This is a genomic window from Pectobacterium odoriferum (genome assembly GCF_009931295.1).
Lineage (GTDB): Bacteria > Pseudomonadota > Gammaproteobacteria > Enterobacterales > Enterobacteriaceae > Pectobacterium > Pectobacterium odoriferum.
Genome location: NZ_CP034938.1, coordinates 887,006 through 900,721, shown reverse-complemented (window position 1 = coordinate 900,721; position 13,716 = coordinate 887,006). Strand labels below are relative to the sequence as shown.

General features: G+C 51.6%; 9 protein-coding genes. All 9 read right to left on the bottom strand.

The window, feature by feature from the left end:
- Positions 1-63 precede the first annotated feature (63 nt).
- The gene (gene cysW / locus EO763_RS04010) at positions 64-957 is read right to left on the bottom strand and encodes a sulfate/thiosulfate ABC transporter permease CysW (RefSeq protein ID WP_161528165.1); all 894 of its coding nucleotides are present in this window, start codon (positions 955-957) and stop codon (positions 64-66) included.
- Entirely contained in the window at positions 957-1,811 is an 855-nt protein-coding gene (gene cysT, locus EO763_RS04005) for a sulfate/thiosulfate ABC transporter permease CysT (RefSeq protein WP_010301373.1), read from the bottom strand. Before cysT ends, cysW begins: the two co-directional genes overlap by 1 nt.
- Positions 1,811-2,839, bottom strand: coding sequence for a sulfate ABC transporter substrate-binding protein (locus EO763_RS04000; protein WP_039494103.1), 1,029 nt, complete (start codon positions 2,837-2,839; stop codon positions 1,811-1,813). The genes cysT and EO763_RS04000 overlap by 1 nt, the downstream gene beginning before the upstream one ends.
- A 426-nt stretch (positions 2,840-3,265) precedes the next feature.
- Positions 3,266-4,165, bottom strand: a complete 900-nt coding sequence (locus EO763_RS03995) for a Dyp-type peroxidase (protein WP_161528164.1) — start codon at positions 4,163-4,165, stop codon at positions 3,266-3,268.
- Between the two features lie 168 nt (positions 4,166-4,333).
- On the bottom strand, positions 4,334-4,945 hold the full coding sequence (locus tag EO763_RS03990) for an RpoE-regulated lipoprotein (RefSeq protein WP_161528163.1): 612 nt from the start codon (positions 4,943-4,945) through the stop codon (positions 4,334-4,336).
- A gap of 312 nt (positions 4,946-5,257) precedes the next feature.
- Positions 5,258-6,931, bottom strand: a complete 1,674-nt coding sequence (locus tag EO763_RS03985) for an ABC transporter ATP-binding protein/permease (RefSeq protein ID WP_161528162.1) — start codon at positions 6,929-6,931, stop codon at positions 5,258-5,260.
- Positions 6,928-9,702, bottom strand: a complete 2,775-nt coding sequence (locus EO763_RS03980; protein ID WP_161528161.1) for a M16 family metallopeptidase — start codon at positions 9,700-9,702, stop codon at positions 6,928-6,930. Before EO763_RS03980 ends, EO763_RS03985 begins: the two co-directional genes overlap by 4 nt.
- A 105-nt stretch (positions 9,703-9,807) precedes the next feature.
- Complete coding sequence (locus tag EO763_RS03975; RefSeq protein WP_161528160.1) at positions 9,808-12,411, bottom strand: TonB-dependent receptor plug domain-containing protein; 2,604 nt, start codon at positions 12,409-12,411, stop codon at positions 9,808-9,810.
- 78 nt (positions 12,412-12,489) lie between these two features.
- On the bottom strand, positions 12,490-13,455 hold the full coding sequence (locus EO763_RS03970) for a TonB family protein (protein WP_161528159.1): 966 nt from the start codon (positions 13,453-13,455) through the stop codon (positions 12,490-12,492).
- Positions 13,456-13,716 lie beyond the last annotated feature (261 nt).

Genomic DNA, 13,716 nt, shown 5'->3' with positions numbered 1-13,716 from the left:
TATCCCTACGGGAACCTCATCCCTGTGTTTCCCCTAAAATCTGACTTTGCCAGCAATCTCAATTTACTGCTTTTCAGGCGGATTCCGTTCCCGCCCTTGCGCCATTTGCCGTTTTACACGCCACTGCAAAGCGCTTTTGATGAACAGTGTCAGTATCGCCATCACGGTTAACAATGCCGCCGCGGTAAACGCCCCCACGCTGTTATAATCCTGATGCAACAATTCGACCTGGAGCGGCAGCGTGTAGGTTTCACCACGAATCGAGCCTGACACCACGGACACGGCGCCAAACTCGCCAATCGCCCGGGCATTGGTCAGCACCACGCCATACAGCAGCGCCCAGCGAATATTCGGTAGCGTCACCCGATAGAACACCTGCCAGCCTGACGCACCGAGCAGCACCGCCGCTTCTTCTTCCTGACTGCCTTGGCTCATCATCACCGGAACCAGCTCCCTGACCATAAACGGGCAGGTCACGAATATCGTCACCAGCGCAATGCCCGGCCAGGCAAACATCAGCGGTATCCCCTGCTCATCCAGCCAGCCGCCAACCGGGCCGTTGGTGCTGTAAAAGAGCAGATACAGCAAACCCGCCACCACAGGAGAAACAGCAAAAGGAATGTCGATCAGCGTGAGCAGCAGTTGCCGCCCCGGAAACTGAAAGCGCGTAACCAGCCAGGCCAGCAGCGTGCCAAACACCAGATTCACCGGTACGACAATCGCGACCACCAGCAGCGTGAGGCCAATGGCATGCAGCATGTCAGGATCGCTCAGGTTACGCCAGACGCCCCCCAGCCCATGCGACAGCGCCGCGGCAAAAATTGACACTAAGGGGATGACCAGCATGATGAGCGATAATATTACGCCCAGCGCAATCAACGCCGTTCTCGCCCCGTTGCGTTCCTGTCGCACCGGATGAGATTGACGCTGCGGTGTCACAGTCGGTATCTCTGCCATTACACGCTCCGGGTCCGTTGACCAAAACGGCTTTGCAGCACGTTGACGGCAAATAGTATCAATAAGGACGCGGCTAACACGACGGAGGCAATCGCGCTGGCAGCAGGGAAATCAAACTCCTGCAAACGGATAAAAATCATCAGCGAAACGACTTCCGTTTGCCAGGCAATGTTCCCCGCAATAAAGATAACCGCGCCAAACTCGCCCAGGCTGCGGGCAAACGACAGCGCGGTGCCCGTTAATAACGCCGGGGTTAACTCCGGTAAGATGACATAGCGAAAACACTGCCAGCGATTCGCGCCCAGCGTTTGCGCCGCCTCTTCGTATTCCGGCCCCAGATCTTCCAACACGGGTTGGACGGTACGCACCACAAAAGGAATGCTGGTGAACGCCATCGCGACCGTAATCCCCAGCCAGGTATACGACACCTTAATGCCGTACTCTGCCAGCCATGCGCCGTACCAGCCGGTCGTTGAAAACAGCGCGGCGAGCGTCAGCCCCGCCACGGCGGTGGGGAGCGCAAAGGGTAAATCCATCAATCCATCCAGCAGGGCTCGGCCGGGAAAGCGATAGCGCGTCAGAATCCACGCCATTAACAGACCGAATCCGGCATTAAATACCGTCGCCAGCCCTGCCGCCAAGAGCGTGACTTTGTAGGCGGCCACCACCTGCGGATTGGAGATTACCGTCCAGTACTGCGCCAGACTCATTTCTGAGAGTTGCATGACCAACGCACTTAAGGGCAGCAGCAGAATCAGACAGACGAACAGCAGGCTGCTGCCCAGACTCAGCGCGAATCCCGGCAGCACCCGTTTACCTGAACCAGAAAAGAAGTGACCCGACCCCAAAGACATTACTGACGACCAGCCGCCAGCAATTTATCCAGTTCACCACCGGTGTCGAAGTGGGTTTTCATCACCTGTGGCCACGCCCCAAACTGATCTTCCACTCGGAATAAGGTGGTCTCCGGGAAGCGGGATTTCAGCGTTTGCGTCAATTCAGGGTTATTCACACGGTAGTAAAAGTCGGTGATCACCTTCTGCGCCTCTGGGCTATACAGATAATTCAGATAGGCTTTTGCCGCCTGCTCCGTGCCGTTCTTCTCGACATTCTTATCGATCCACGCCACGGGGAATTCCGCCAGCACGTTGACCTTCGGGACGATCACCTCGTAGTTCTCAGCGCCGTACTGGTTGCGAATGTTATTCACCTCGGATTCAAAACTGATCAACACATCGCCCAACTGACGTTCCACAAACGTGGTGGTTGCGCCACGGCCGCCGGTATCAAATACCTCGACGTTCGCCAGAAAGCGCTTTACCCACTCGCGCGTTTTGGCCTCATCGCCACCGTTGGCTTTACTGGTCGCGCCCCAGGCCGCAAGGTAGGTATAACGGGCATTGCCGGAGGTTTTCGGATTCGGGAAAATCAGCTTAACGTCATCACGCACCAGATCGTTCCAGTCGTGAATCCCTTTTGGATTACCTTTGCGAACCAGAAACGCCATGGTGGAGTAGAACGGAGAACTGTTATTCGGTAAACGCGCCTGCCAATCAGCCGGAATCAGTTGCCCGCGATCGTGCAGGATCTGCACGTCCGTCACCTGATTATAGGTCACGACATCGGCCTTAAGGCCTTGCAGGATAGCCAACGCCTGTTTAGACGAACCGGCATGCGACTGTTTGATCGTCAGCGGATCGTTAGGATGCTGAGACAGCCACTGTTTTTCAAAGCCGGGATTGAGCGCAACAAATAGCTCACGCGATACATCATAAGAGCTGTTCAGCAGCTCGGTAGCAGAGACCATGCTCTGCCCGCCCAGCAGCAATGACAGCGCCAGAGAACCTTTCACCAGCCAGCCTTTCACCTGTACTTGATTCATCTTATGTCCTGCCAGAGTTAGAGCCTATTCGGTAGGCCTTGTTATAGGGGCCGTTTACATAGCCGTTTTTGTATATACCCTAAATAATTCGAGTTGCATGCAGGCGGCAACCGAGCGAATCCCCAGGAGCTTACTCAGGTAAGTGACTGGGGTGAGTAAGGGCAGCCAACGCCCAAGCAGCTTGAAGTATGACGGGTATAGCGCAAATCAGTGTAGGGGGAAGTGACGGTTAACATATAACCTTTATATATAACATTTCGGGATTTTTAAGCGCTAAAGGACATAACCCCGAAACGAGCGAGACGAGAAGAAAAATAGGGTGAAAAAGGAAAGGTGGGCCAGATAGCCAATACAGGGAGCGGAAAATTGAAAGCGGAGAGAATTGATGCCTGCACAGGTGCAGGCATCAGGAAAACGAGTCAGATCTTACAGCGACAAAAGCTTCTCAAGAGAAGGTGCGAAGAAGTAGCTGCCGCTGACGGCACGTGTAAAGCGCAGCATGTCATCGCGTTTGCCATCACGATCGCCGAACATGCTCAGCAACTGCTGCTCAATGTTGTGCAGGCGCGCGCAGTAGGCAACAAAGTAAAGCCCGTTCTTCCCGCTCGCGGTGCCGTAAGGCAGGCTCTGACGCAGGATTTTCAGTCCTTTGCCGTCTTCCTTTAAATCCACACGGCTAAGATGCGAGGTTACAGGGCGCTCATCGGAAGACAGTTCTTCATTGTCCTGCTTGGTGCGGCCAATCATTTGCTCTTGCTGCTCCACGCTAAAACGCTGCAACTGCTTCAGATTGTGCTCCCAACGTTGAGTAAACACGTAGCTGCCGCCCGCATCCGGCTGGCCTTCTGGGATAATCGCCACAGCGTGACGCGCATCGCCCTGCGGATTTTCCGTGCCGTCGACAAAGCCGCTTAAATCGCGATCCTCCACCCAGCGGAAACCATGCGTTTCTTCTTCGATACGAATCGCGCCACCAAATGCAGTCAGTGCCGCCTGTGCCAGCGTAAAATTGACATCATGGCGAAGCGATTGAATATGGATCAACACATCACGCTGCGTGGCAGGAGCAAGCCCTTTGCCCAGCGGCGTGAACGGCTTCAGCTCCGCCGCACTATGATTACAATCCAGATCGCGCCAAACATCGCTGCCAAATGCCAGCACTGCGCCTAATCCCGCATCGGGATACTGCTGCTGTAACGCTTGTAACGTCTGACAGAATTTTTTGCATCCCTGCCGGATAGCATCAAACTCTCCCTGAATCATCGCTTCCATAAAAATGGCAAAACGGCGGTGTTCCAATAAAATACCGCTTTGAATTGGTGTCATTTCTGCTTCCTCAAGCGTCAGTTTTTTCTTTGTTGTTATGGTTTACTACGATAGTTATGGCGCATACGACCGCCGAAAAAATATCAGGCGGTGCCGCTATCATACCGGAAGCCGCCTGACTTTTACCTTGCGTGAAGACAAATTCGTCTTTGATGTAAAGATGCCCTTTTATAAAACGGATGTGTTGCGCGCCTGCGCGTGCCACACGATCTTGCTCACTTTCCAGGTTTTCAGGATATCATCGGGCGGCATCAAGCCTTCCGGGCCGCTCCACTCGCCGGAATAGACGTAGCTGATATGCGTACTCTGCGGCGCGGCACATTCCACGCTCTGCGCATCATCACCTTGCCCTAACTGGCAGGATTCAAACGCTTTACTGTAGGTATTGCTAAAAGCATCCCCTATTTTCACGCCGCCTGCGCTACCAATCGCCGGATCCATGACCTCAACTTTGCGCACGCTGCCCTTCGGCTGCCCATTGATGACCATCTTCACGTCTTTGCCATCCAGCGCCTGATAAAACGCAACCAGTTGACCGTTGGACGTGCCCATGCCGCTACGCAGTTGATAATTACCATCCAGTGCGCTCTGTAGCGCCCCTTCGGACAGCGGCGTACCGGCATTGATGCCACCGACACCTGCATCGGTAACCTCCAGCGAGCTGCCGAACCAGTTAAACGGTGACAGGCTGGACCAGGAGAAATTGGAAAGCGTGCTGCATCCGGTCAGCAACATCGGTAAACCCAGCACCAGCGATAAACCCAGCGGGCGAAAATTCATGGCATGTACTCCTCAAGATTGAACGGCTTTCGTCATCAGTCACCCTAGTAAGATGGGGGTTGGAGTCTGCGAGCGACGAAAAGTGCCGTAAAAGACGAAATGACTCAGATGCCTGGCATTCACCTAATCGTGGATTGAGGGGAAACACGGGGATGAGGCTCCCGCAGGGATGCCTCGCACCGTGGTCGCCCCGCTATCTCGATCCTTAAACGATCGGCATGAGATAATCCTGCGGAGGATTATAGGGGGCATGGGATGAGAAACCTACCAGAACCGCAGACCTCCCGAGAGCCGGAAGGCCTGCGAACAACATCAACTGCGCTGTGAGGCAAAATCCGTTAAGTCATAACGGTGCGTGAACAGGTCGTCCAGCTCCGTCTGGTGCGTAATCGCCACCACGGTACACGCAGGTAACGCCAGCTTGACCAGCGCCAAAAGCTGTCTGGCGGCGTCATGATCCAGGTTGCTGGTCGCTTCATCCAGATAAAGCGTATCGGGTTTAGCAATCAGCGCGCGGGCAAAAGCAACACGCTGCCGCTCGCCACCGGAGAACACCCGATCCCAGTTCAATTGCTCATCCAGACGATCGCGCCACGCGCCTAGCCCGACGCTATCGAGCGTCTGACGCAGCATTTCACTGTCGGCTAGCGGCGGATGTGGATAGCAGAGGATCTCTGCCAGCGAACCCTGCCCCAAATAGCTTTGCTGCGGTAACAGCAAGCTGCGACCTTCAAGCGACTGCCAGCGGCCATCGTAATACGGCCAGAGGCCGCTTAACGTACGCAGTAGCGTTGATTTCCCCAGCCCGCTGCGGCCAGAAAACTTACTCCAGCTACCCGCTTCACAGCTCAGATCCACCTTTTGCAACAGCGGAGCGCCCTGCGGCGTGGTGAAAGAAAGCTGATCCACTTGCAGACGATCGCCGACCGGAATCACTTCCTGTTCAGACTGATGGCGTTTAATTTCCTGTTTGAACTGGCTCAGACGTTCCATGCTAGCTGATAATTCCACCAGCTCTTTATACATGCGGATAAACCAGCTCAACGCACTATGCACCTGTGCAAACGCTCCGCGGATCTGCATCAACCCGCCTAGCGTCACCGTTTTGCTGAGAAAAGCAGGTAATGCGGCAAAAATAGGGACGATCAAGCTAACACGCATGTAACCCGTGGTGAAAAAACCCAGGTTACGCTCCGCATTCATTGAACGCCACCAGTTAGAGACAATCGCAGAAAATTGCCGCTGAAGATGGCTTTTTTCCTGCTGTTCCCCGCCATAGAGCGCAATTTGCTCAGCGTTATCATGCTTACGCAACAAAGACGCACGAAAATTCGCCTCAGCACGTTGCTTCTCATAGTTAATACCGTGCAGTCGTTTACCAATAAGATGCGTAATCAAGGTGCCGAACACGGTATAGAGAATGACGGCCCAGACCAGATAACCTTTGATTACCCACTCATCACCGAACAACGTAAAGCGCTGTACTCCCGATAACTCCCAGAGAATGATGACGAAAGACGACAATTGGGCAGTCACAACCAAAAACGAAACCACCAGACTCACCGTTTTATCAACAAATAAGCTGATATCCTCGGCGATACGCTGATCGGGGTTATCGATTTTTCCCTCTATCGACATCCGATAAAACGCCCGCTTTGCCAGCCAGCTATTCACTAATTCTTCCGTCATGGCACTGCGCCAGCGAATGATCAACCAGCGAGTGAACCAGTCCTGATGCACAAATACCACGATATAAATCAGGATATAGATGCCGTACTCTTTCATGAGAGAGAGCAGCAAGCTGCTATCAAACGACCCTAGCGCATCGTAAAACGTTTTACTCCAGTCATTGAGCAATACGTTGAGATAGACGATGGCCCATCCCATGCTGGTGGCGATAATGAGAAGTAACAGCGCTAGCCAACCTTGCTTTCCCCGCCAAAAAGGACGGCAGAGATCGACAAACTGTGCCGTCATCTTTTTCACTCTTTCACCTCTTGCGGCAAGGTGATGTAAAGCACGCGGTTATCTGGGTTATACAGCGTCGCCGACATCGCCCGTACGTCTTCCAGCGTGATGCTATCCGCCAGTTTGGCTACGCTAGTCAGATAACGCGGATCGTCATAATGGCGGTAGCTCAGGAGCAGACGGCGCTGTATGGTCATGAGATCGCCCTGACGCCCTTTTTCCGCACGAATGAACTGTGCTTTCTGCTCATCCACATCCTGCTGAGTGATATTTTTCGGCAGTTCAGCAAAGGCTTTCTCAGCCAGTTTCCACAGTTCCTGCGCACGTTCAGGCGCGCTGGTGAAGCTCACTTCAGTCTCAATACGCTGTCTTTTATCTTCCAGTTCGCTATCGACACGCATGCGATAAATACCTAACGCATCATCACGCAGGCTGGTTTTGAGATATTTATTCGCCAGATTACGGGCAACGCTCACCTGCACCGCGGCCTGTGGTGTCCACGCATGTGGTGTGAAGCTCCAGGCGCGGATATCGGCACGCGGTTCAATACTGATAGCCGATGTCGCTTCACGTTTACCCGGCAGGGCCAGATGTGATTTCACCTCGCCAGCAGGCTGACGCGGGATCGTCGCTAAATAGCGTTCAACCTGCGGCAAAATCTGTGCAGCAGGCATATCAGCCACGAGGTAGTAGGTTACCGGGGCAAACACCGCCTTATGCCACTGTGAAAGCAGCGCCGGCGCTGAAATTTGCTTCAGCTCCGCAATTTCAGGTTGCTGCCAGGCTGGCTCACCGAAACGTAGTTTGGCAATGTCACTGGCTCGTTCTCCTGAAACAGATTGATCGTCATTGGCTTTTTGACGCGCCAGACCCATCATGCTTTCTTTCATCACGTCAGGATCGATACCCGGAGCCACATTCAGCTCACGATACAGTCCCAGCAGACTTGCCAACTGCTCTGTTGGCGCACTTCCGTTCACGGTGAGTTGATCGGCTTCCTGAGCAATACCCAGCGACAGCGTCTTTTCCTTTTTCCAGTTATTAAGCGCTTCACCGTTCCATGTTGCAGGCCCGCTTTGGTTTACCAGCTGGCTTGCCAGCTGTACCTGCCACGGATTGGTCGACGTGGACAAATATCCCGCGTCGCTCACTGCCGTCAGGTAGACTTTTTTACCCGCTTCTGGCGCACGCAGCCATACCACGCGGTCACCATTGCTCAACTGCCACTGCTCTACCTTCTGCGCGGCAAAGGTCTTCACCGCCGTGCGTTTCCCACTTTGCGTTACGGCAGGCAATTCAGGGATGACTTTCTCTTTTTCTACTTGTAGCGGTGCCAGCGTCGCGGCTGCCCACTGTGCCTGCAACTTACGAATCGCATCCGGTTTAGGCAAGGTGAAAGGCGTCGCGCCCGGCACGCTAAACTGAACCAACGTATCAGGTGACGCTAACCAACGTTGCCAATGGCGATTCACATCTTCCGCCGTGATGGTATCCAGCGCTTCCAGTGCATCTTTACCGCGCTGCTGGCTGCCGACATAAGGGCGATCCTGCTGCCAGACAATGGTCAATTGTTGAACCCAGTCTGAAAACTCACGTTTTTCAGGTGTATCACTCATACGCTGTGCGACTTCACGAATGTCGGATGTGATCTCCGTGATGTCCTGTTCGTTTAACGGATAACGTTTGAAGCGCTCAATTTCTTTCAGTACGGCGGAAATAGCAGCGTCATGACCACCCGGCATCACATTGGCGAAAAAGCCTAGTGCAGCCGTCGTTTTACCGATATCCGATTTACGCACCACCAGACTACTGGCGTCTTGTGGCAGTTCCGCTTGTTGTCGACGAACCTGACGTGTTACCGCAGACAGTGTGATTTGCGTCAGCAAACGATGACGGTAATCGGATTGGCCGAATGTGTCTTTGTCATTGAAACGGTAGACAAATGACACCTGACTGCTGCCACTCTGGCTATCCTGCAAACGCGCAACGTTGAGTCTCGGTTTCAGTAACGGCTCGTAGTAATCACGGGCTGGCACAGCGACATTCGGCAACGGTGCAAAATAGCGTTGAATTTCGCGTTCTGCATCCGCAGGCGTGATATCACCAATGATCATCAAGCGCATATTCGACGGGTGATACCAGCGTTGATAGAAATCTTGCAATACGCTGGCTGGCGTGTCGTTAATCGACGCTTCCGTACCAATCGTCGGGCGGGAAGGATAACGAGAGTCATGGCGAATCGCCTGTACGCGCTGCTGGTTCATTCGTTCCGCTACGCCCAGCTTGCCACGCCACTCTTCCAGAATAATTTTGCGCTCATCATCAAGATCGCTTTGCAGCAGTTTGGCATGGCCCGTCATCTGGCTCAGCGCCTGCAAGGTCGTCCCCAGATCGCGGTTACCTTTTGGCGGGCTCATCATGTACATGGTTCGCTCGTAGTTGGTCACGGCGTTATAGCTCTGACCGCGTACCCATCCCTGCTTGTGCAGTTCGGTACTTACGCCTTGAGGAAACGCCTCGCTGGCGCGGAACACCATATGCTCCACAATATGCGCCACACCAGATTCGTTGTCATTCTCATCAATCGAACCGACATCCACAATCAGACGAATATCAACCCGCGACTTCTGCCCTTCCAGCGGTACAAGGGTATAGCGCAGCCCATTTGCCAGCGTCCCTTCTTTAAAAACCGGCAACGGGCTTTTCACTTCTTCGGCCTGACTCACCAGACTCCCCGCTAACAGGCCGACAGCCGTTAGCGATAACCAGCAACATCTCTTCCAGTTCATAACAACCTTTTCGTTTTTATTTTTGCCTGCAAGGCAATTTCTGAATGCATCAATGCAAAATGCCCCGTCATACGTCGGCATGTGACGAATGACGGGGCATAGGATTTACCAGGTGTAAGCGACGCCAAGCCAGAACTGACGGCCGGGTTTGTAGGTGACAGTACTGTTAATAGAACTCACTTTCTGCTGAGTTTCCACTACGTTATCCAAAACGTTTAGTACATCCAACGTGATATCCAGCGTCTGAGTTTTGTATACTGGCTGCGAGTAGGAGAAACGCCAGTCGTAAGAGATAAAATCATCATATTTGGTGGAGATATATTCTATAGCGCTTCCTGTAAAGCTAGGATCTGCATTACACGCAGGGCTGCCGCCTGGACACACCGTCGCGGATGACAAGGTCGTATAGCCTTTGTAGCCTGAGGTATAGCCCACACGCTGCCCCCAGTTGAGACGAACCGCAGGGAAGTATGTATCCACACTCAGGAAGGCACGCCATGGAGTATTGAAATCCATCGCATCCATATCGCCCTTATACATCAGCTTATTGTCAACAATAACCCGACTCTCATCTGAACTGACATCATCGTAATAAGCAATTGAGTTAGCTTTATTTTCTGCGATGCTGGCCCCCAATTTCCAGTTCACTTCAGCGAAACTGAAACGGTGCGGACTGATGGGCTCAACTTCCAGAGACAGTGTATTCCCTTCCGTGCGGCCAGCATTATTCATTACACGGTAGCGTTGCCCATCAACGGTCATTGATTCAGCACCAAACTGATCTTTCCCCTGACGGTTAACCCACTTGGCCGTCCACACGGTATTCATGACGCGCTGTGATAATCCCAGCGTTATTTCGTCACTGTAAGGCGTTTTTAAATCGGAAATATCGTAATCAAGACCCGCAATTCTTGCAGGGTTGGAAACCCATTGATCGTTGGGCGACGTACGGTTTTGAATAATATTCGTGTTAATCCCCTGACGCAGCTTATACGACAGCATATTCGCGCCATAATAGCGATTCGCCCCACCAAACAGACGTGTTGAACGATCGCCGAAGACATCATAAGAGGCAGAAAAACGGGGCGCGAAATTCAGATTTCCCAGAAAATCATCATAACTAGCACGCACGCCGGGGGTCACTTCTACACGACCAAAAGAAATACTGTCCTGAAGGTAAACAGCGTAATTGGTATAACTTCCCTCAACGGTACGCTCCGGATATAGAGTCCGGCTTTTGAAATATTGTTCCCCGTCAATACAATAGTCATCCCCAGCCTGACACACTGTATTTTTATCAAAAGTTGGCCTTGCACGGCTTGAGCTAACATCGCTAAAGCGGCGGTATCTTGTATTATAAGAATCAACTTGCCAGCCTAAATCTAACTGATGCTGGGTTCCCCAAATTGCTAAAGGGTTAAGCTCATAGTCCTGCTTTAATGTAATTGTGCTTTTTTCTGTTGCAAACTTTCCGGATCCGCCTATTAATGAATTTTGATAGCTACTAGCAGGAATAGAGCTAACCCAGTCAATTTTTTCGGAAATAAAATTATCCCTTGTACTGTAACGATTCCATGTCTGAAAAGAATTTGACTCATGTTCAATTTCATTTTGTTCAAACTGATATCCCGCCAAGCTGATCACTTTCCCCCAGTTGGCATTGTGCTCCCACTCCATATTAAAGCGGTAACCACCGCCAGTATTAGTGAACGAACCGTTTTTAACATCTCGTTTATAATATTTTGATTCGTGTGGGGAATACATGCCCATCATGCGAATAATATCGCCATTATCCGCCAGATAGACGCCTTTTAGCAGGTAGGTTTCACTAATCCGCTCCTGATCTTTCCATGTCTGCAAGTACTGCTGATAATAAGGAATATCCGATTGCTGGCGATTATAGGCAAAAATAAAGCCAGCCTTATCACTCAATGGCTGGTTAAAGGTCGCTGAATAGAACTGCTTCTTAAATTTTGGCTGGTAGTACAGGTTAGTTGCAGAATAAAATTCATCGCTGATACCCCCATCGACGTGATAACGGGTCCAGCTATCGCTCGAGGTACGATAAGAAATCTTGCCAAATACGTTATCCAGCTTAGGGTCCATCAGCTTGGCATCCACCACTCCACCAGTGAAATCACCGTACTTAGCGGAGATATTGCTATCAAATACTTCCAGCGACTCAATCAGCTCAGAGTTAATCCAGAATGACTGTGTCCCACCCGCAGGTAGATCTGTCGCATTGTAACCATCAGGATCGCCACCTAGCTGCCCCTTATTGGCTCCAGGGTTAATATTGCTATTATTCGATAGCCCATCGATCATAAAGTTATTGTTGTAAAACTTCTCGCCGTGGAACGAGACGTTTTCCGGTGCCAGCTCCCCCGGAGTATTACTGCTATTCGCTGTGTTCGAGAACTGCACAGCAGCGTTATTCTTCAATAACTCTGGTATCGAACCGTTTCCGGTCGGCATTTTTTTAATCTGCTCGGCATTAATGATCTGCGTTCCCATCGACTGGCTAGTCGGGGTTGAGCGGACTAAAATCGTATCTTCGCTATTCTCCGAAGAGGAATCACCCTGCTGTTCTTCTTCGGTTTCTGCCTTGTTTTTCTGCTGATTTTCATCGGCAGAGGTGTCGTTTTGCTGTGCGAGCGCAGGCCCTGATAATAATGACAAAATCATCATTAAATAGACGTTCTTATTCATTTATTCAAAATCCCCAGTGAACCTTATCATTTGAAAAATAAAATTATTTTTTGTAATTACCGCATGTAACATTTATTGCTAATCATCAACCTGAATATGACCATTCAGTTTGAAAACGATGGAAACGACCTGATTATCAACCGGTGCCTCCGTGCGATAGCGCCAGCGCGCCATGTCTTTCACCACGTCATCACCAAATACACCGTCTGGCGTTTCAGACAGAATCTGTACGTTAGTGACCGTACCACTGCCGGTAATATCGAATTTGACGCGCACCTTTCCTTCCACACCCAGCGCTTTTGCCCGAGAGGGATAATTCACACGGCGATGCAGTGCTCTGAAATTTTGACTGTTGCTTTTCCCTGCACCGCGAGCTGCCTGACCGCTATCGCTTTCCCCTGCCTTGGCCGTTGCCGCACTGCCCGGCATGCCAGCAGAAGCTTGCATCGGTGAAGGTGCATCGCCGGTCTGATTTGTCGCTACGGGAGACTCGCTCTTTTTTTCTGTCTGCTGCTGCGTAGCCTGCTGTTGTTCTTTTGGTTTGCTCTCAGGCTTCTTTTCAGGCTGCTTCTTCTCACGCACGGGCGGCTTCTTTTCCGCAACGGGCGTGACGGGCTTGCGCTCAATGATGGGTTGTTTAATCACCGGATTGGGGTGTTCTGGTAACGGGGGAGAAATAGGTTGTTCTAAAGAAACGGTTTGCGTCGCCACAACGGGAGGATCGGAAGATTCTGCAGTCGGAGGGGATGAATCAGCCTGCTGCACCATTGCGGCAGCCATCATCGTCACCTGCATACTTCCACCTGCGTTTCCCGCCATATCGTCAATGCTTTCTTTCGGGGAAGAGTGCAATAGAAAGAAAAGCGCCAGCGCCGCATGCGCTACGCAGGACAAAACAAAGAATGCCAGAGAACGCCAGTTAGGTGCATCGGCGGTTAGCGTTGTGGTTGGATAGGAATGAGCAAGAGGACGAGCGCCCAGCAATACGCTGCGGCCAGTGCGATTCGCGCCCAGTAAAGCCCCCTGAAGATTTTCACTACTCACTATCCAACTCCATCTTTTAAACTTCAACTTCCTGGTGTCAGTAGTGCAGTCACAATCTTCCAGGCGATAAAATGTAAGCAAGATCGGAACACGAAAAAACATGTCAAGGCCGATCGGACAACATTAATAAATAATAATACAAATGAGAATCGTTTTACAAATGAAAACTATTACCCACAAAGTCTAACAAACTGCATGCAATATCATTACAAATTACAGTAACGCATTGAGATTAAATGAAAAAAGTGCGCTAACAGAGGC

What these genes read in the sequence shown, in the direction of transcription:
- cysW (WP_161528165.1), bottom strand. Translation starts at nt 957, where the DNA reads ATGGCAGAGATACCGACTGTGACACCGCAGCGTCAATCTCATCCGGTG.
- cysT (WP_010301373.1), bottom strand. Translation starts at nt 1,811, where the DNA reads ATGTCTTTGGGGTCGGGTCACTTCTTTTCTGGTTCAGGTAAACGGGTG.
- EO763_RS04000 (WP_039494103.1), bottom strand. Translation starts at nt 2,839, where the DNA reads ATGAATCAAGTACAGGTGAAAGGCTGGCTGGTGAAAGGTTCTCTGGCG.
- EO763_RS03995 (WP_161528164.1), bottom strand. Translation starts at nt 4,165, where the DNA reads ATGACACCAATTCAAAGCGGTATTTTATTGGAACACCGCCGTTTTGCC.
- EO763_RS03990 (WP_161528163.1), bottom strand. Translation starts at nt 4,945, where the DNA reads ATGAATTTTCGCCCGCTGGGTTTATCGCTGGTGCTGGGTTTACCGATG.
- EO763_RS03980 (WP_161528161.1), bottom strand. Translation starts at nt 9,702, where the DNA reads ATGAACTGGAAGAGATGTTGCTGGTTATCGCTAACGGCTGTCGGCCTG.
- EO763_RS03975 (WP_161528160.1), bottom strand. Translation starts at nt 12,411, where the DNA reads ATGAATAAGAACGTCTATTTAATGATGATTTTGTCATTATTATCAGGG.